Genomic DNA, 17,336 nt, shown 5'->3' on the forward strand with positions numbered 1-17,336 from the left:
CATCATATTTGCCGGCGAACATGCAGGCGCCGGCGGCTTCCTGCCGACGCTTCAGGCGTCGTACTGCTGGATCAGGCTGTTCCGCACATTGGCCAGCCAGGCCCTGCCGGCCTGGCCTTGCAGCGTGCGGGCCAGCTGCAAGGCACCCACCATGGTGGCGGCCACCACCTGGGCCTGCGCCGGGTCGACGCCGGCCGGCAGGCAGCGGCGCACCAGATCGACCAGGCCCAGCACCCGGGCGCGGGCGGCACTTGCCACCTCGTCCGCCTGGCGCGGGATCTCGGCCGCCAGGGCGGCGACGATGCAACCGCACTCGATGTTCTCGAGCTGGGCGTCGCCCAGGTAGGTGTTCACCAGCGCGGAGAACGCGCTCACGCCAGCGGCCTGCGCCTGGCGCAGCCGCTCGGCGAGCACGGCGCCGGTGTCGCGGCCGGCGCGCTGCGTGGCCTCGGCCAGCAGCGCGTCGCGGGAGGCGAAGTGGGCGTAGAAGCCGCCGTGGGTCAGGCCGGCCTCCTTCATGATGGTGGCCAGTCCGACGCCGTCGTAGCCCGCGCGCCGGATGGCGCGAGCGGCGACGTCCAGGATGCGGTCGTGGGTAAGTTCCTTGCGGCTGGCGGACATGGACATGATGGTCGTCATATTACGTCCATCATATTGGCTTGTCAATCGCCGCCGACGGCCTGCCTTTTCCCCGGGGCCGCACGGACCGATGGGTTCAGTGCGCCGGCGTCGGTCGCCCCTGCAGTTCGGCCTGGGCCTGCCGCCCCACGCTCCACGCCCCGCTCAGGGCCAGGCCGCCCATCACGCCCGCCACCACCAGGTCGGGCCAGGCGGAGCCGGTGCCCAGCACGCCCAGCGCGGCCAGCATCACGGCGAGGTTGCCCAGCGCGTCGTTGCGCGAGCACAGCCAGACCGAGCGCATGTTGGCGTCGCCGCTGCGAAAGCGGTAGAGCAGCACGGCCACGCCGGCGTTCACGGCCAGGGCCAGCAGGCCCACGCCGCCCATCGTGGCGGGCTCGGGCACGGCGCCGCTGCCCAGCATCCAGGCGGCGCGGGTCAGCACGCCCACGCCGAACAGGCCCATGCAGGCGGCCTTGAACAGCGCGGCGCGCGAGCGGGCGGCGGCCCCCAGGCCCAGCACCGCCAGGCTGAGGGCGTAGTTGCCGGCGTCGCCGAAGAAGTCGATCGAATCAGCCAGCAGCGACACCGAGCCCGAGGACCACGACGCGCCCAGTTCGATGACGAACATCGCGGCGTTGAGCACCAGCGCGATCCACAGCGCGCGGCGCCAGCGCGGGTCGGTGGCGGGGGCGGTGCAGGCGGTGTCGTGGCAGCAGTGGGCGGACATGGTGGTGAAGGGTTTCTCGAGGCTGTGCGAGGATTGAAAACCCTGTAGCCACTATAGAGTCAAGCGCCTCGGCCATGAAGATCGGTGAACTTGCCACGCGCGCCGGCTGCGATGTGCAGACGGTGCGCTTCTATGAACGCGAAGGCCTGCTGGAGGCGCCGCCGCGCGAGGCCTCGGGCTACCGCCGCTATGCCGAACGCCACCTCACCCAGCTGAACTTCGTGCGCCACCTGCGCACGCTGGACATCCCGCTGCAGGAGGTGCGCCAGCTGCTGCGCTACGCGGCCGAGCCCGAGGGCGCCTGCGCCCAGGTCAACGAGCTGCTCGACGGCCACATCGCGCTGGTGCGCCAGCGCATGCAGGCGCTGCGCGCGCTGGAGCGCCAGCTGGTGGATCTGCGGCGCAGCTGCGATGGCGATGCCTCGCACCCCTGCGCCATCCTGCAGGCCTTTGCCGCCGCGGCCGGGCAGCAGCCCTGCGCCTGCCACCCGGCCAGCCCGGGCTGAGCCTGCTGCGTCAGGCCAGCACGGTGGCCTGGCGCACCAGCTCGGCCGCCGAGCCGTCGTGGCGAAAGCCCAGGCCCAGCGCCCGCGGCGTGTGCAGCGGCGGCTGCGAGGCGAACAGCCGCTGCACCATCGCCTGCGGGCGGTGGCTGACCAGCGCGCGGCGGTCCTCGCCGTGGGCCTGCACCAGGGCCTCGACCACCTCGGCCATCGACAGCTGCAGCGCCGGCATCTGCACCACGCGGCCGGGCGGCAGCCGCGCCGGGTCGATCGTCGCGGCATGCAACAGGTTGTCAACGCAGGCCGGGGCCGAGATCCACCACGCGGTGCCGTCGGCGCTCACCGGCAGCTCGCAGGGCTGGCCGTCGCGCAGGCGCCAGAACAGCTGGCTCATGAAGGCCGAGATCAGCCCCTCGCCGCTGCCGGGCCGGGCCACCACGCCGGGCAGGCGCAGCGAGCAGGTCTGGACCCAGCCGCGGCGCGCGGCGTCGGCCAGCAGGATCTCGGCGGCCAGCTTTTGGGCGCCGTAGCTCAGCACCGGGCAGGCGGGCGTGGCTTCGTCGACCACCGCGGGCAGCGGGTCGCCGTACACCGCCACCGTGCTGGCAAAGACCAGCCGCGGGCCGTTGCCGTGCCCGCGCAGCAGGTCGACCAGGCGCAGCGTGGCGTCCAGGTTCACGCGCTGGCCCAGCTGCGGGTCGCGCTCCGCCGCGCCACCCGGCACGCTGGCCAGGTGGAACACCGCATCAACCGGCGCCGCCAGCGCGCGCTCCAGCACGCCCGCGTCGGCGATCGAGCCGGGCACGGCCAGCAGGCGCTGGTCGTGCGGCAGCTCGTCCAGCCGCAGGTCGGACACGAGCAGCGTGCCCACCGCCCGCCCGCCCAGGCCCTGCCGCAGCAGGCGCTGCACCAGATGGCGGCCGATGAAGCCCTGGGCGCCAGTGACCAGCACGCGCATGGTCAAGCCCCTCCGCAGGCGCGCACGCGATCGTGCGCGCGATGGGGCACTTGGGCAAGGCTCATCTCAACTCCCATCACTGATCGTGGTGCCACCGTCCACCACCAGGTTCTGCCCGGTGATGAAGCCGCCGGCCGCGCTGGCCAGCATCACCACCACGCCGGCGATCTCGTCGGGCTCGCCCACCCGCCGCAGCGGTGTGGTCTGCAGGCGCCGCTGCATGAAGTCTTCGTCAGCCAGCAGCGACGCCGCCAGCGGCGTGCGGATCAGCCCCGGCGACACCGCATTCACGCGCACGCCGCTGGGGCCCCACTCCACCGCCAGGTTGCGCGCCAGTTGGGCAATGGCGGCCTTGGATAACCCGTACAGGCCGATCGCGCCGTTGCCCCGCAGCCCGGCGATGCTGGACATCAACACCACGCTGCCGCGCCCGCGCGCGGCCATCGCCGGGATCAGGCCGCTGCTCAGGCGCGCGGCGGCGCGCAGGTTGATGTCCAGCACCTGCTGCCAGTCGGCGTCGGTGGCCGCGGCCAGCGGCCCGGCCGGGCCCTGGATGCCGGCATTGCAGACCAGCACATCCACCGCGCCGGCCTGCGCGCACAGCTGGGCCACCTGCGCCGCATCCGCCAGGTCGGCGGCCAGTGCGGCGGCCGTGTGGCCCTGCTCCTGCAGCGCGGTGGCGGCGCGCGCGCAGGCGCCGGCATCCCGGTCGGACACCAGGACGCGCGCACCGTGCGCCGCCAGCGCCTGCGTGATCGCCCAGCCCAGACCCTGGGTGGCGCCGGTGACCAGCGCGGTCTGCCCGTGCAGGTCGAAGAGCGTGGCCGGGCTCATGCGGCGCCGTGGGCCGCCAGCGCCGCGGCGATCGCCGGGTCGTAGCGGCCATCCACCAGGATGAACAGCATCCGGCAGGGGCGCCCCGAGCGGTTGGCCCAGGCGTGGTTGGTGCCGCGCTGCACCACCACGCTGCCCGGCCTGAGCAGCACCTCGCCCTCATCCAGCACCAGGGTCATCTCGCCGTCGATGACGATGCCGTAGTCCACCGACTCGGTGCGGTGCATCAGCGGGTGCGGCGACTGCGCCTGCACGGTGGAGGCCGCCTCGTCGCCGATCTGGCTGAAGGCCGCCTTCATGCGCGCCGCGCCCTGGGCCAGGAACTCGGCGGTGTCGGGCGGGATGTCGACGAAGCGCATGCGCGTGCCCTGAGGTGGCGGCGGCAGCATCAGCGGACCCAGCGTGGGGTCGGGGCCGTTGTCCACCGGCGCGGGGGTGCCGGCGGTGCTCCAGACCTCGTGGAAGACGGTGCCGGGGATCGCGGCGATCTCCTCGACCCGGGGCAGCGGTCCGCTCTGGACCACCACGGCCCGGCCGTCGGCCCGGTGGCCGGTGACGACACGGTGGATGGGGGGAAGGCTCATGCTTGTCCTTGTGGTTGACGCGGCGCGGCCGGCGCCGGCAGCCGCAGGAAACTGGCCAGCGCGCAGGCGCCGATGAGCAGCGCGGCAACGCCCAGCGCGCCATAGCCGAAGCCCTTGACCAGGGTGCCGCCCAGGATCGGCCCGATCGCCGCGCCGGTCATCAGCATCGCCGGCGTGGCGGCCAGCGCACGGCCGCTGCGGTCCAGTTGCGCCAGCAGGCCGAAGGCGAAGGTGTGGGTGAAGATCATCACCGCCGCGAACACCGACGCCGCCGCCGCATAGGGCTCGAAGCGGGCGCTGTTCATGATCACCACCACCAGCAGCGCCTGCAGCACCGGGCCGGCCTGCAGCACGCGGCGTGCCGGCCAGCGGCGCTCCAGTGCGCCGGCCAGCGCGGCGGGGAACAGGTTGACCACGCCCAGCGCCACCAGCACGCCGGTGATCGCCGCCAGGCCGAAGCCACGCTCGGTGCCCACGCGCTCCAGGAAGCTGAAGGTCATCGACTGCACCAGGCCCATGCCTGCGATGCCGGCGATGCCGAACCACACCGCCCGCGGCATCGGCGCCGGTGCGGCGTCCTCGTGCGCCGGGCCCAGCGCGCGGTCCGGCACCGGAAAGGCCAGCAGCGACACCACCGCCGCCACCGCCATCACGCCGGCAAACACCGCGAACAGCACCGGTCCGCCCAGGCGCTCCACCAGCGGCGGCGTGGCGCCCAGGAAGACCACCGCGAACACGCCCAGCGCCGCCCCCACCCCGGCAAACAGCCGGTGCGGGTGGGCGCTGCGGGCGATGGTGCCGTGCGTCACGCTGAGCGCCGCACCGGTGGCCATGCCCGCCAGCGCATGGCACAGCGCCAGCGTGCTGAAGGCAGCACTACCCGAGGCCCACCAGAAGCTGCCGGCGGCCACCGCAAACCCGGCCGTGGCCACCAGGCGCCAGGACACGCGGTGGAACACCGGCGCCAGCGCGCTGCTGGCCACCACGGCGCCGGCCAGGAACAGCGTGGCCAGCAGGCCGGCCTGCTGCGGGTCCAGCCCGTAGCGGCCGATCAGCGTGCCCACCCAGACTGGCAGGGCCACCAGGTCCACCATGCCGGCGCAGTGCGCCACCATCAGCGCGGCCACGCCCGGGATCGACGATGTGCGGGTCATGCGTCGGCTCCGGTCAGATGGGCTGGGCCAGCGCGGCCATCGACTCGCGCATGATGCGCGCGTGCTCGGCCTTGTCGCCGCCCTCCACCTCGATGCGGCACAGGCGCTCGGAGTTGCGCACCACCATCTCGCAGCGCGGGAAGCGGCGCGCATGGAAGGCGTCCAGCGCCGGCGGCAGCGTGTCGTGGCGGGCCAGTTCCTCGGCCAGCACGATGCCGCTCTCGATGCCGATGCCGGCGCCCGAGGCCAGGTGCGGCGTGGTGGCCGCCACGGTGTCGCCGATCATCACCACGCGGCCGCGGTTCCAGGGCGTGGGCACCAGCAGGTTGGCCAGCGGGCGGTAGTCGATCGCGGCTTCGGGCAGCAGCGCATGGGGCTGCAGCGACTGCACCAGCGGGTCGGCAAAGGGCTGCATCAGGCCGTGGAACACCGCCGGCCAGGTGGCGGGATCGATGTGCGCCTTGGTCGGCCGGTCCTCGGTGATGAACATGTACATGTGGCTGGCCGACACCGGGTTCACGCCCAGCTTCAGGTGCTGCGCGAACCACATGCGCGGGCGCACCACCTCGGCCGGCCGCGGCATCACCGCGCGCCACACGCCCTGGCCAAGGTAGCCCAGCGGCGGCACCTCGGGAAACAGCAGGCCGCGCAGCCGCGAGTGCACGCCATCGGCGCCCACCACCAGGTCGTAGCGGCCCTGGGTGCCGTCGGTGAAGGCCACGGTCACCGCGTCGCTGTCCTGCTCGATCGTCGTGAAGCTGCAGCCGGTGCGCACCGCCACGCCGCTGGCGCGGGTGGCGTCGGACAGCAGGCGCGCCAGTGCCGGCCGCATGATCGCGCCGCCGCCGCTGACGTCCGAGCCCACCGGCCGGGGCGTGGGCAGCTCGGCCAGCTTCTGACCGGCGGCCGAGTAGAGGTCCAGACCGTCCGACACCCAGCCCTGATCGACAAACCCGGGGTAGACGCCCAGCGTCTGCAGCGCCCGCAGCGTGGCGCCGTTGATCGTGATGCCCGCGCCCAGCGGGCACCAGCCGGGGTCGATCTCGACCAGGTCCACCGCGATGCCGGCGCGCTGCATCTGGATGGCCGCTGCCATGCCGGAGAAGCCCCCGCCGATCACCAGTACCTTGTTCACTGCTGCCATGTCTCGTCCTTGTGGTGTGTCAGTGCGCGCGCAGCCAGACGCTGCCGTCGCTGCGGATGTCCATCTCGATCGCGCTGAGCGCCTGCCCCAGGCAGGGCCCTTGCACGCAGCGCCCGGTGGCCGGCTCGAACTGCGCGCCGTGCGCCGAGCAGACGATGTGGGTGCCGGCCGCGTTGGTGTAGGCGTCCTTGCGCCAGGCCATGGGTGCGCCGTCGATGTGCGGGCAGGCGTTGCGCCAGGCATGCAGGCGGCCAGCGTGGCGCACCACGAAGACGCTGTCCTGCCCGGTCTGGCACGGGTCGAAGCCGCGCGCGCGGCCTTCGGGGATGGCTGCCAGCTCGTCCGCCTGGCACAGCCACAGCGGGCCAGCGGCGATCGTGGCATCAGGCATAGTCGCCCCTCTCCGACGTGTCCGGCCCCGGCGCCCACTTGCGGCGGTAGCCCAGCAGGAAGGCCTGCGAGCTGTCGGCACTCAGCTCGGCCTGGCGCGGCTGCCAGCTGGCGTCGTGCAGGTCCATGTCGGCGTCCATCTCCATGTGGCAGCCGAAGGGGCTGTTGAAGTACCAGAACCAGTTCGAGCCCAGCTGGTGCCGCCCCGGGCCCCAGAAGGGCTGGTAGCCCTTCTCGATGAAGCGGTACCCGTTCTGCATCACCTCGGTCGGGCCGCTGAAGTGGAAGGTGAAGTGCTCCACCCCCTTCATGAAGGCCGGCGCCTGGATCAGGAAATGCGTGTGGTGGTCCAGCGTGCCCGCGGGCTGCAGGAAGGGGCCCACGCCGACGAAGCGGTCGGTGCAGCGGAATCCCAGGCGCTGCACATAGAAGGCCTCGGCCCGCGCCGCATCGGGCACGAAATAGACGATGTGCGACAGCGTGCGCGGGCGGATGGGCGGCGCGTCGGCCCGCACGCCCAGGGTGTTGACCGCGCGCTGGATCGGCGCGCCGGGCGCGTTGGCGAACTCGCCCAGCGTGGCCACCGGCCGGCGCACCGAGACCTGGAAGCCCAGCACGAAGCCGTCGTCGTCCACCGACTCGATCGAGCCGTCGGCCAGTCGGCGCACCGCGCGGTCGCGGCCCAGTTCGTCGGCGATCGCGTCCAGCGTGGCGGCGTCGGCGACGCCGAAGACCGTCTTGCGCAGCTGGCAGCCCGGGGCCGGGGCCGGCGGCAGCGTGGTGTCGCTGGCCGGGGCGATCAGCACCGCGGTGCCGTCCAGCGCCTCGAAGCGGCCCGGGGCGGCTTCGGTGAGGCCGTAGTCCTGCAGGTAGGCGCGGCAGGCGCGGAGGTCGTCGACGCCGAAGAGCAGGGCGTCGATGCCGATGATGTTCATGGTGGGGTCCTGTGTCAGCGGTGGGGGAGTCGGGGTGGCGCTCAGGCGAGGCGCCCGCCCAGGGTCTCGGCCACCCAGTCGGCGATGTAGTGGCCGGCGTTGATGCTGTTGTCGAAGCTGGAGTGCTGCACGCCGCCTTCACGCTCGGTGAAGACCTTGAGTTCGCGCTTCGGGCTGTTCACCAGCTGCTCGTAGGTGCGCTCGGCCCACTTCAGCGGGATCTGAGAGTCCTGCTCGCCGTGGGTGACCAGGAAGGGCACGCGGATGCGCTCGACCACGCCGTCCAGATGCACGTTCTCGGCGATGCGCATGAAGTCGGCGATGTCCTTCGCGCCCCACACCCAGCACACATGGGCCCAGTAGTGCGGCACCGGCAGGTTGCCTTCGCGCGCCAGGCGGCGCTTCTGCACGTCGCGCCAGTCGTGGTTGGCGCCCCAGACCACGCCGCAGGCGAAGCGCGGCTCGAAGGCCACCGCGCGCGGACAGTAGTAGCCGCCCAGCGAGACGCCCTCCAGGCCGATGCGCTTGGCGTCGATCTCGGGCCGGGTTTCCAGCCAGTCGACCACGCGGCTGGCCCAGTGCTCGGCATCAAACCGGGCGGTCAGGCCCTGCAGGCGCAGCGCCTCGCCGGTGCCGGGCTGGTCGACGACCAGCGAGGCCACGCCGCGCCGGGCCAGCCAGGCCGGCAGGCCCACGCGCTGCTTCATCTCCTTGGTCGAATCCAGGCCGTTGACCTGCACCAGCAGCGGCGCCGGGCCTTGCACGCCCTCGGCCGGCACATACAGCGCCGCCAGGTGGGTGCCCTCGTAGGGGATCTCGACGCGCTCGACGCGCTCGCCCGACAGGCGCGCGCCCTCGGCAAACAGCGCCAGGTGGCGGCGGTACAGGTCCAGCCGGCCGGGGGCGTCATGGGCCTGCAGGCGCTCAGCGGTGATCAGGTAGCTGGCCGCGCGGCTGATCTTCTCGCCGGCCGAGAGCAGACGGCCGCGCGCCTTGTCCTCGTCGGCCAGTTCGCACAGGCGGTCGGCCATGCGCACCCAGGTCTCGCGAAAGGCCTGCGTGCCGGCGGTATCCGGGGCCTTGGCGGCTTCCTGCAGCGGGGCGCACATGGCCTCGATCTCGCCGATGCGCGCGCCCATCTCGATCGCCAGATCGACCGACAGGTTCCAGACGTAGTTGGTGGGGAAGTACTTGAACATGGTGACGGTGTTCAGGAGGGTTGGGCGGGCTTCGCGGCGCGCGGGCCGATGCCCAGCGTGCCGAAGAAGACCGCGGTGGCCTCGTCGGAGAAATCGGGCACGAAGCGGAAGGCGCGGATCAGGCCGCCCTGGGCCCGCACGATGTCGCGGCCGACGATGCGCTCCACACCGGCCTGCGTGTACAGCGGGCTGCGCACCTCGACGGTCACGCTGAGGGTGTCGCCCTCGGTCTGGCGGCGCAGCACGCTCAGGCGCGCCTTCGGCCGCACCACCGTGGCCTCGATGTAGTGGGCCAGGCAGTCGGGGTGGCTCATCTCGGGGCGGCAGCCCACGAAGTCCGAGCGCTCGACATCGGGCGCGATCAGCGCGCGCACCGCGGCCATGTCGCCGGCATGGACCGCGGCCACGTAGCGGTCGAACACCGCGTCGGGGCCATCGGCGGCATGCACGGTCGGCCCGATGGCCGCCAGGGCGAGCGCGCCCAGCAGGGAGAGTCTGTTCATCAGGAGTGTGTCGCGCGCAGGCGACCCATGAAGGCGGCCGAGTCCTCGGCCGGGTGGGCCTGCCGTTTCAGCAGGAAATGACCCAGGGCGGGCACCAGCACCAGCGCGCCCAGCATGTTCCACAGGAACATGAAGGCCAGCAGCAGGCCCATGTCGGCCTGGAACTTGATGGGGCTGAGCACCCAGGTGACCACGCCCACGGCCAGCGTCACGCCGGTGAGCATCACCACCTTGCCGGTGAACAGCAGCGCGCGGTAGTAGCTCTCGGACAGGCTCTTGCCCTCGCGCAACTGGGCCAGCGTGACCGACAGCACGTACAGCGCGTAGTCCACGCCGATGCCCACGCCCAGCGCGATCACCGGCAGCGTGGCCACCTTCACGCCCATGCCCAGCGCCACCATCAGCGCCTCGGCCAGGAAGGAGGTCAGCACCAGCGGCAGCACCGCCACCACCACCGCCCGCCACGAGCGGAAGGTGACGAAGCACAGCCCCACCACCGCGCCATAGACCAGCAGCAGCATCAGGCGCCAGGCGTCCTTGACGACGATGTTGGTGGCGGCTTCGATGCCGGCCGAGCCGGCGGCCAGCAGGAACTGCGCGTCTGCGCTGTCGTTGGCCTGCGCGAAGGCCTGCACATGCGCCACCACGCGCGCGAGCGTGTCGGCCTGGTGGTCACGCAGGTAGACATAGACCGTCAGCAGGCCGCAGGCGTCGTTGTACAGGCCGCGCGGCGCGCCGGCGGTGACGGTGTTGAGCATGTCCTGGTTGGGCAGGAACTCGTACCAGCGCGGCTGGCCCTCATTGAGGCCCGAGAGCACGCGGCGGTTCAGCAGCGCCAGCGTGTTGGTCGACTCCACACCGTCGAGCTGGCGCAGCTGCCACTCCAGCGCGTCGATCTTGTTGAGCGTGTCGAGCTTCGAGCACTGGCCGTCGGCCGTGCGCACCAGCACCGCCAGCACGTCGCTGGACGCACCGTAGGCCTGGTTCATGAAGGCCACGTCGCGGTTGTAGCGGCTGTCGGCGCGCAACTCGGGCGCGCCCGGGTCCAGGTCGCCGATCTGCAGCCGGGTGCTGGCGGCGTAGCCGCCCAGGCCCAGCAGCAGCGCCAGCCCCACCGCGATGCCCGCCCAGCGGCGCTGGGTGAAGCGGTCCAGGAAAGCCCACAGCGGGTGCTTGCGCGCGCCCGCGGCGTCGGCCTGCTCGGCGCGCAGGCTGCGCTCGGCGGCGGCCTGGCTGACGCCGGTGTAGCTCAGCAGGATGGGCAGCAGGATCAGGTTGGTGAAGATCAGCACGCCCACGCCGATCGACGCCGCCACCGCCAGCTCGCGGATCACCTGGATGTCGATCACCAGCAGCACCGCAAAGCCCACCGCGTCGGCCAGCAACGCGGTCAGGCCGGCCAGGAACAGGCGGCGGAAGGTGTAGCGCGCGGCCACCAGCTTGTGCATGCCGCGGCCCACGTCCTGCATGATGCCGTTCATCTTCTGTGCGCCGTGGCTCATGCCGATGGCAAACACCAGGAAGGGCACCAGGATCGAGTACGGGTCCAGCGCGTAGCCCAGCGTGGGCAGCAGGCCCAGCTGCCACACCACCGCCACCAGCGAAGCCAGCACCACCAGCAGCGTGGAGCGGGCACAGCGCGTGTACCAGAACACCATGGCCGCGGCGATCAGCACCGCCACGGCAAAGAACACCAGCACCGCGCGCACGCCGTCGATCAGGTCGCCGACGATCTTGGCGAAACCGGTGACATGCAGCCGCACGCCCTCGGCCTCGTACTTCAGGCGCAGCGCCTCCAGCCGCGTGGACAGCTGCGCGTAGTCCAGCGCCTGGCCCTGCGCGTCCTGGGCCAGCAGCGGCACGAAGATCACGCTGGAGCGCAGGTCGCGCGCCACCAGCTGGCCGATCTCGCCGGAGCGGGCGATGTTGGCGCCCAGCTGCTGCAGGCTGGCGGGCGAGCCGTCGTAGCCGTCGGGGATCACCGGGCCGCCTTCCAGCCCGTCCTCGGTCACGCCCACCCAGCGGGTGGACGGCGTCCACAGCGACTTCATCCGCGCCCGGTCCACGCCGGGCATCAGGAACACCTCGTCGGACAGGCGGCGCAGCGTGTCCAGGTAGCGGGCGTCGTAGATCGTCTCCTGGGTGGTGGCCACGCCGATGCGCACCGCATTGCCCAGGCCGCTGAGCTCGCCCTGGTACTGCAGGAAGTTCTGGATGAAGGGGTGGCTGGCGGGGATGGTCTTCTCGAAGCTGGCCTGCAGCTGCAGCTTGGTGGCCTGCCAGCCCAGCAGCGCGGTCAGCAGCACGCACAGCAGCACGATCAGCCGGCGGTTGTTGAACAGCAGGCGCTCGACGAGCGAGCCCGACTGCGGATCGAACGCGGCCAGCGACGGCGCGCTGGTCGGGGGGGAGACTGCGGACATGGTCATTTCGCCGGGGTGGTGGCGCCAGGAGTCGTCAGAGGCTGGATGCCGGTCACGCCGACGGCGATCACGCGGCCCGGGCCAGCGGCCAGCAGCGCGGCGGGCAAGGTCAGCGGCGCGGTGTCCAGCGGCACCAGCGCGTCGCCCTGCAGGCGCAGCACGGCGCCGGCCTGGCTGGCCAGCAGCCAGTCGGGGCCGCTGGCGGCGATCGCGGTGATCGAGGCCGGAACCGGGTTGGCGATGGCCTGCCAGCCCGCGCCGCCGTCGGTCTGGCGCCAGACATTGCCGCGCAGGCCGGCCAGCAGCGCGCGGCCATCGGCCAGCAGCTCGCCAGCGAACCAGCTGCCCTTGTAGGGCGAGGCCAGCGCGTGGAAGCTGGCACCGCCGTCGTCGGAGCGCACGATCTGGCCCTGCTCGCCGGCCAGCAGCAGCGTGTCGCCCTGGCGCCGCGCCACGTACCAGTGCAGGCCCTTGGGGTTGGGCACGCGCGCCATCCAGGGCTGCCAGGTCTGGCCGCCATCGGCGCTGTGGAAGGCCAGGCCGTAGGCGCCCACCGCCAGCAGGCGGCGCGCATCCCACAGCAGCACATCGAGGAAGGGCTTGTCGGGGCCGTCGGCCAGCAGGCGCTCGGCGTCGCGCCGGGCCTCGGGCGTGGTGGCGGCCTGCAGCGCGATCTGCGCGGCGCGCCGGCCGTCCAGGCGCAGCTGCCAGCTGTCGCCGCCGTCGGCGGTGGTCAGCACCGCGCCGCCGTGGCCCACGGCCACGCCGTGGCGGGCATCGGCAAAGCGCACCATGGTCAGGGTCACGCTGACCGGGCAGGGCACCTGGCGCCAGCGGGCGCCGGCGTCGTCGCTGAGCACGACGATGCCGCGCTCACCCACGGCCACCAGGCGCTCACCGGCGCGGGCCACCGACAGCAGCACCGCCCGCTCGGGCTGGCGCACCGTCAGCGCGGGGCGTTGCAGCGCCTCGACCACCGGTGCCTGGGCAGCCAGGGCCGGCGGGGTCAGGGCCAGCGCCAGGATCAGTCGGACCACAGCCCTCACAAGCAGATTCACGACCGGCCTTTCAGCGCACGCCTTCGCCCGCGAGCGCGTCGCCGGTGAAGTAGCTGTCGGGCTTGCGCGGCACGGCCTTGTAGTGCACGGGCTTCTCGTTGACCACGCCGCTGGCGTACCAGGCGCCCGAGACCAGGTCGTTGAAGCCCCACTGCTGCTGCGGCGTGGTGGCGGGCAGGTCGGGCATCACCACCGGGTGCGACCACAGCGTCTTCCACAGCTGGCCGTTGGCATCCCAGCGGTCGCCCAGCACGGCCACCCAGGTGTCCTCGTCCACGTAGTAGCGGCTCTTGGGCGCCTGGTGGCGCTGGCCCGGCTTGAGCGTCGACTCGATCACCCACACCCGGTGCAGCTCCCAGCGCACGTGGTCGGGGTTCAGGTGGTTGGCCAGCAGCACGTCGCTGTCCTTGGCGGGCGTGTGCAGGCGGTTGCTGTTGTAGGGGATCAGCATCTCCTGCTTGCCGACGATCTTCCAGTCGAAGCGGTCGGTGCGGCCCGAGAGCACGTCCACCTCGTCGAAGCTGGCCACGCCGCTGGTGGCCGGTGTGGGCGTGTCGCAGCAGGCGTTGGGCAGCTTGCGCACGCGGCGCTGGCCGGTCAGGTAGACCCAGACCTGGGTCTTGTCCTGGTCCAGGTTCTGGCGGCCGGTGATGGCCTCGCCGGCGCGCACCGGCGGGCCGCTGTTGACCAGGCGGATCAGCCAGTAGTCGCCGCCGAACTTGTCCTCCTGCCCTTGGGCGTAATAGGGCATCTGGAAGTCGCCCACGCCTTCGACCGACAGCACGCGCTGCCCGCTGGCGGTGGTCAGGTAGCCGCGGAAGTCGGACTGCCAGGCCTCGCCGCGCCAGTGCAGCTCGTTGTTGGCGACGATCTCCTTGGCGCTCTTGGGGATGGGGAAGGGGATGCCGCCATAGGCGCCCTTGACCACCTCGCCGTCCAGCTTCGCGCTGGTGGCGTTCTTGAACGTGGCGTCATAGACCCACTGCGGCGCGGCCGCGGTGCGGTGGGTCTTGTAGACGTCCACACGGAAGGTCTTGGGGTACTTCTTGAGCAGCGCCTGCGTGCCATCGCTGAGCTTGGCGGCGTGCTGGGCCAGGTTGTCGGCGGTGATCGAGTACAGCGGCTTCTCGGCGGCGAAGGGGTCGCCGCGGCGGCCGCCGTTCTTGAAGCCGGCCACCGGCGTGGTGTAGCCGCCGCTCCAGGCGGGGATGCTGCCGTCGGCGTTGCCGGCGCGCTCGGCGCCCAAGGGGGTCAGCGTGGTCTTGAGCTTGGCGGCCTCGTCAGGCGTGGCGGCGGCCAGCGTCAGGCCGGCGTGGCCAGCCAGCACGGCAGCCAGGGCGATGTGGTGGAACTTCATGCAAAGGCTCCGTTGGATCAGAAGGTGCGGCGCACGGACAGCGCGACGAAGTGGCGGTCGGCCAGCGGGTTGCCCAGGCCGTAGATCGCATGGCCACCGCTCAGCAGCGGCGAGAGATCCACAAAAGGCACGGCCGGGCCGATGAAGTGCGTGTAGTTCAGCGCGAACTGCCACAGGCCCAGGTAGGTGCCCTCCAGGCCCACGGTGGCGTTGCCGGTGCCCCGGGCGCCCCAGCCGGCGCCGGTGACGGCCGAGTTCCCGTCCACCACATAGCGCAGGCCCAGCGGCAGGTTCAGGTCCAGACCCGGCAGCACCTGGCGGTAGCTGGGCGTGTAGATGAACTGCAGCGCGGTGGCGTCACGCGTGCGGCCCTCGTCCAGCGAATGGTCGGGGTCGGTCTTGGACAGCACGCGGTTCCAGGCCAGCTCGGCCACGAAGGTCGACTCCTGGGCCAGCGCGTTGGGGCCGAAGCTGGCCAGCGTGGACAGGTTCAGGTGCGCGGTGCGGCCCAGCGCCGGCCGCGGCTGCGGCTGGCCCACGCCACCGGCGTAGATCATGTTCTGGCTCCACAGCGGCATGTCGTCGCGCAGCGACGCCTCGCCCGCCAGGTTGAAGTCGCCCACGGTGCGCGAGAAGCTGGCACCCACCGTCTTGACGTTCTTCGGGAAGGCGTAGAACCAGGTGCCCGGCAGCGTGCCGAAGGGACTGGGCGTGCCGGCCGGGTTGATGTTGCCGTAGAGCTGGCCGCTCTTGTCGTGGAACCGGGCGGCGTAGAAGCCCAGGTCGGTCTCGTCCAGGCGCCACTTGAGCTGCAGGCCGAACTGGCCGCCATGGCCGGGCTGGGTGTCGGTGCCCGGGGTCAGCACGAAGTTGCCCACGTTGGGGATGTTGACGAACTCCGGCTGCTGCGAGCCCCAGGGGATGTTGGCGGTGGAGAAGTAGCTGCCAGCCGGCGGCACGCGGTCAGAGTCCCAGCGGAACTGGACATAGGCGCCCAGCGTCATCGCGGGCGATAGCTGCAGCTGGGCCGAGAGCTGCGGCACCGGCCGCACGATCTCCTTGAACTGCGCGTTCGGCGAGGCCAGCAGCTTGTCGATGTCCACCGGCCCCTGGGCCCGCGCGATGCCGTTGTCGCCAAAGAACAGGCTCTCGCCGTACTGCAGCGCATGCTGGCCCAGGCGGGCGGTGAGCTTCATGCCGTTGTCCAGCGTCCAGCCGCCGAAGACGAAGGCATCCAGCAGTTCGCCATCGCCCCCGGCGATGCGGCGGGTGCGCGCGGGGAAGGCGTTGGGCGGCGTCTGGCCCAGCGTGGGGTCGTTGTCGGCCTGCGTGGCGCGGTGCAGGCGATCGTCGTACCAGCCGGCGGCGCTGAGGCGCACACCAAAATCACGGCGCCAGATCGCGTCGAACTCCGACAGCACATCCAGCCGCGCCGACACCAGGCCGCGTTTCTGGAAGTTCTGGTCGCCGGCGTTGAAGTTCAGCGCCTGCGGAAAGCTGAAGGTGGCCGGTGCCGGCGGCGGCGCGCCGGTGGGGATCTGGCGGAAGGACTCGGTCAGCGCCGGGTCGGCCGCGCCGGTGCGCAGCTTGGTGCTCAGGCGCAGCGTGTTGTCCCAGCGGACCGACCAGTCGGCGTCGCCGGTGTCGATCTCGATGGCGTGGGCCTGCGTGGCCAGGGCCGCGGCCAGCGCCAGGGTTCCGAGCCGCAGCGTCGGGGGGTGTGAAAGGGTCTTCTTCATGGTCTCCTCGGTGGCGGTGTGGTGGGGGCGGTCAGGCCGCGTGCTCGACGATGGGCGCCAGCTGCTGGGCCAGCGCCGGGAAATCAGTGGCCGGCTCGGGGTGCAGGTCCCACAGCGCGGCCTGGGTGGTGATGGCGTGGACCTGCGCGGCCCGTGCCGTGCGGCGCGCATGGAACTGCGCCAGCAGACGGCGCCGGTCGGGGGCGGTGGGCAGCAGGCTGCCCAGCACGGCCGCGTCTTCAATGGACTGCGCCGCCGCCTGGCCAAAGTGCGGCGGCAGCAGGTGCGCGCTGGCGCCAATGCGCAGCACCGCGCCGCGGTGCCAGGGGCCGCTCAGCAGGCCGGTCTGCACCGGGCGGCTGATGACGGTGGCGTCGTCACGCACCAGCGCGGCCATGGCCGCGGGCGCGCCGCCCATCTGCTGCAGGCGCTGGCGCAGCGCGGCCGGCGTGGCGGCGGGGCGGGCGCCGGGCGTGTCGTCGCACAGCACCGCCAGGCCGGCCTGGGCCACGCCGGTGGGCACCACCAGCACCTTCAGGCCGCTGGTGCCCACGCACCAGGTCAGGCGGTCGATGCCGCGCGGGCGCGCCACCAGCACATGGTCCCAGCGCTGCGGCAAGCGCTGGCTGGTGGCGCCCAGCGGGGGCTCGGACTGCAGCATCGACGCGGCGCCGGCCACGATGGCCAGGTCGCCCTGCCACAGCAGCCCCGCCGCACCGGACAGCCGGGCCTGGCCGGCGTGGGTGCTGCTGCGCTCGACCCGGGCGCCCCAGTGCAGGCGCACGCCCTGCGCCACGCAGGCCTCGTGCAGCGTGGCCAGCAGGTCGGCGTAGCCCATGCCCATGGCCGCCGGGCAGGCCGCACCGGCCAGCGACGGCGCCGGGATCTCGAACTGGGTGCGGCCGGCGGCATCGACGCAGACCATCGAGGTGTACGCAAAGCCCTTGCGCACGCAGGCCTCGGCCACGCCCAGCGCCGCCAGGTCACGCAGCATGTTCGGCACCACGTCGATCGAGGCCGGCGGTGCGGCCAGCCGCGCAGCGGCCTCGAACACCTCGACCTGCGCCCCGGCGCGGGCCGCGGCCAGGGCCGCTGCCAGGCCCGACAGGCCGGCGCCCGCAATGCCGATGCGACGCAGCGTGGCCATGGTCTCAGGCCCTGCGCCGCAGTGCGTTGGTGTTTGTGGGCGCGAGTTCGCCCATCGCCT

At 72.4% G+C, this 17,336-nt stretch carries 17 protein-coding genes; 1 reads left to right on the forward strand and 16 read right to left on the reverse strand.

All coding sequences use genetic code 11. From position 1 onward, the window contains the following. Positions 1-51: 51 nt before the first annotated feature. Both KAK03_RS03325 and KAK03_RS03330 read right to left on the reverse strand, forming a co-directional pair. Positions 52-621 carry a TetR/AcrR family transcriptional regulator gene (locus KAK03_RS03325; protein WP_310738451.1) on the reverse strand — a complete coding sequence of 190 codons (570 nt, stop codon included), beginning with the start codon at positions 619-621 and terminating at the stop codon, positions 52-54. A gap of 94 nt (positions 622-715) precedes the next feature. After that, positions 716-1,348, reverse strand: a complete 633-nt coding sequence (locus KAK03_RS03330) for a cation efflux transmembrane domain-containing protein (protein ID WP_210851743.1) — start codon at positions 1,346-1,348, stop codon at positions 716-718. A gap of 74 nt (positions 1,349-1,422) precedes the next feature. On the opposite strand from KAK03_RS03330, the gene KAK03_RS03335 reads away from it, so the two are divergent. Then, on the forward strand, positions 1,423-1,854 hold the full coding sequence (locus tag KAK03_RS03335; RefSeq protein ID WP_210851744.1) for a Cd(II)/Pb(II)-responsive transcriptional regulator: 432 nt from the start codon (positions 1,423-1,425) through the stop codon (positions 1,852-1,854). A 10-nt stretch (positions 1,855-1,864) separates the two neighbouring features. On the opposite strand, the gene KAK03_RS03340 is transcribed toward KAK03_RS03335, so the two are convergent. From KAK03_RS03340 to KAK03_RS03405, 14 genes are all read right to left on the reverse strand, one after another. Beyond that, a complete protein-coding gene (locus tag KAK03_RS03340; protein ID WP_210851745.1) occupies positions 1,865-2,809 on the reverse strand; it encodes an NAD-dependent epimerase/dehydratase family protein in 945 nt (314 codons plus the stop codon). A 66-nt stretch (positions 2,810-2,875) separates the two neighbouring features. After that, on the reverse strand, positions 2,876-3,643 hold the full coding sequence (locus KAK03_RS03345) for an SDR family NAD(P)-dependent oxidoreductase (RefSeq protein WP_210851746.1): 768 nt from the start codon (positions 3,641-3,643) through the stop codon (positions 2,876-2,878). Further along, the gene (locus tag KAK03_RS03350) at positions 3,640-4,227 is read right to left on the reverse strand and encodes a cupin domain-containing protein (RefSeq protein WP_210851747.1); all 588 of its coding nucleotides are present in this window, start codon (positions 4,225-4,227) and stop codon (positions 3,640-3,642) included. The genes KAK03_RS03345 and KAK03_RS03350 overlap by 4 nt, the downstream gene beginning before the upstream one ends. Then, positions 4,224-5,381, reverse strand: coding sequence for an MFS transporter (locus KAK03_RS03355; RefSeq protein ID WP_210851748.1), 1,158 nt, complete (start codon positions 5,379-5,381; stop codon positions 4,224-4,226). Before KAK03_RS03355 ends, KAK03_RS03350 begins: the two co-directional genes overlap by 4 nt. Positions 5,382-5,394: 13 nt before the next feature. After that, positions 5,395-6,525 carry an FAD-dependent oxidoreductase gene (locus KAK03_RS03360; RefSeq protein ID WP_210851749.1) on the reverse strand — a complete coding sequence of 377 codons (1,131 nt, stop codon included), beginning with the start codon at positions 6,523-6,525 and terminating at the stop codon, positions 5,395-5,397. 19 nt (positions 6,526-6,544) lie between these two features. Next, a complete protein-coding gene (locus KAK03_RS03365) occupies positions 6,545-6,916 on the reverse strand; it encodes a Rieske (2Fe-2S) protein (protein WP_210851750.1) in 372 nt (123 codons plus the stop codon). Then, entirely contained in the window at positions 6,909-7,850 is a 942-nt protein-coding gene (locus KAK03_RS03370; RefSeq protein ID WP_210851751.1) for a VOC family protein, read from the reverse strand. Before KAK03_RS03370 ends, KAK03_RS03365 begins: the two co-directional genes overlap by 8 nt. Before the next feature lie 41 nt (positions 7,851-7,891). After that, positions 7,892-9,049, reverse strand: coding sequence for an alpha/beta hydrolase family protein (locus KAK03_RS03375; protein WP_210851752.1), 1,158 nt, complete (start codon positions 9,047-9,049; stop codon positions 7,892-7,894). 11 nt (positions 9,050-9,060) lie between these two features. Beyond that, positions 9,061-9,552 carry a nuclear transport factor 2 family protein gene (locus KAK03_RS03380; protein WP_210851753.1) on the reverse strand — a complete coding sequence of 164 codons (492 nt, stop codon included), beginning with the start codon at positions 9,550-9,552 and terminating at the stop codon, positions 9,061-9,063. Continuing rightward, positions 9,552-11,981 carry an efflux RND transporter permease subunit gene (locus KAK03_RS03385; protein ID WP_375140966.1) on the reverse strand — a complete coding sequence of 810 codons (2,430 nt, stop codon included), beginning with the start codon at positions 11,979-11,981 and terminating at the stop codon, positions 9,552-9,554. The genes KAK03_RS03380 and KAK03_RS03385 overlap by 1 nt, the downstream gene beginning before the upstream one ends. Further along, complete coding sequence (locus KAK03_RS03390) at positions 11,978-13,012, reverse strand: WD40/YVTN/BNR-like repeat-containing protein (protein ID WP_210851755.1); 1,035 nt, start codon at positions 13,010-13,012, stop codon at positions 11,978-11,980. Before KAK03_RS03390 ends, KAK03_RS03385 begins: the two co-directional genes overlap by 4 nt. Positions 13,013-13,043: 31 nt before the next feature. Beyond that, positions 13,044-14,390, reverse strand: coding sequence for a DUF1329 domain-containing protein (locus tag KAK03_RS03395; RefSeq protein ID WP_210851756.1), 1,347 nt, complete (start codon positions 14,388-14,390; stop codon positions 13,044-13,046). 17 nt (positions 14,391-14,407) lie between these two features. Next, entirely contained in the window at positions 14,408-16,129 is a 1,722-nt protein-coding gene (locus KAK03_RS03400; protein ID WP_210851757.1) for a DUF1302 domain-containing protein, read from the reverse strand. 31 nt (positions 16,130-16,160) lie between these two features. Then, positions 16,161-17,276 carry an FAD-dependent monooxygenase gene (locus KAK03_RS03405; protein WP_210851758.1) on the reverse strand — a complete coding sequence of 372 codons (1,116 nt, stop codon included), beginning with the start codon at positions 17,274-17,276 and terminating at the stop codon, positions 16,161-16,163. Between the last annotated feature and the right edge of the window lie 60 nt (positions 17,277-17,336).

Origin of the sequence: Ideonella alba (genome assembly GCF_018069845.1) — a bacterium.
Classification (GTDB): Bacteria; Pseudomonadota; Gammaproteobacteria; order Burkholderiales; family Burkholderiaceae_C; genus Ideonella; species Ideonella alba.

Bases quoted from the DNA above. Each gene is read 5' to 3' on its own strand.
- KAK03_RS03325 (WP_310738451.1), bottom strand. From the start codon at position 621: ATGTCCGCCAGCCGCAAGGAACTTACCCACGACCGCATCCTGGACGTC.
- KAK03_RS03330 (WP_210851743.1), bottom strand. From the start codon at position 1,348: ATGTCCGCCCACTGCTGCCACGACACCGCCTGCACCGCCCCCGCCACC.
- KAK03_RS03335 (WP_210851744.1), top strand. From the start codon at position 1,423: ATGAAGATCGGTGAACTTGCCACGCGCGCCGGCTGCGATGTGCAGACG.
- KAK03_RS03340 (WP_210851745.1), bottom strand. From the start codon at position 2,809: ATGCGCGTGCTGGTCACTGGCGCCCAGGGCTTCATCGGCCGCCATCTG.
- KAK03_RS03345 (WP_210851746.1), bottom strand. From the start codon at position 3,643: ATGAGCCCGGCCACGCTCTTCGACCTGCACGGGCAGACCGCGCTGGTC.
- KAK03_RS03350 (WP_210851747.1), bottom strand. From the start codon at position 4,227: ATGAGCCTTCCCCCCATCCACCGTGTCGTCACCGGCCACCGGGCCGAC.
- KAK03_RS03355 (WP_210851748.1), bottom strand. From the start codon at position 5,381: ATGACCCGCACATCGTCGATCCCGGGCGTGGCCGCGCTGATGGTGGCG.
- KAK03_RS03360 (WP_210851749.1), bottom strand. From the start codon at position 6,525: ATGGCAGCAGTGAACAAGGTACTGGTGATCGGCGGGGGCTTCTCCGGC.
- KAK03_RS03365 (WP_210851750.1), bottom strand. From the start codon at position 6,916: ATGCCTGATGCCACGATCGCCGCTGGCCCGCTGTGGCTGTGCCAGGCG.
- KAK03_RS03370 (WP_210851751.1), bottom strand. From the start codon at position 7,850: ATGAACATCATCGGCATCGACGCCCTGCTCTTCGGCGTCGACGACCTC.
- KAK03_RS03375 (WP_210851752.1), bottom strand. From the start codon at position 9,049: ATGTTCAAGTACTTCCCCACCAACTACGTCTGGAACCTGTCGGTCGAT.
- KAK03_RS03380 (WP_210851753.1), bottom strand. From the start codon at position 9,552: ATGAACAGACTCTCCCTGCTGGGCGCGCTCGCCCTGGCGGCCATCGGG.
- KAK03_RS03385 (WP_375140966.1), bottom strand. From the start codon at position 11,981: ATGACCATGTCCGCAGTCTCCCCCCCGACCAGCGCGCCGTCGCTGGCC.
- KAK03_RS03395 (WP_210851756.1), bottom strand. From the start codon at position 14,390: ATGAAGTTCCACCACATCGCCCTGGCTGCCGTGCTGGCTGGCCACGCC.
- KAK03_RS03400 (WP_210851757.1), bottom strand. From the start codon at position 16,129: ATGAAGAAGACCCTTTCACACCCCCCGACGCTGCGGCTCGGAACCCTG.
- KAK03_RS03405 (WP_210851758.1), bottom strand. From the start codon at position 17,276: ATGGCCACGCTGCGTCGCATCGGCATTGCGGGCGCCGGCCTGTCGGGC.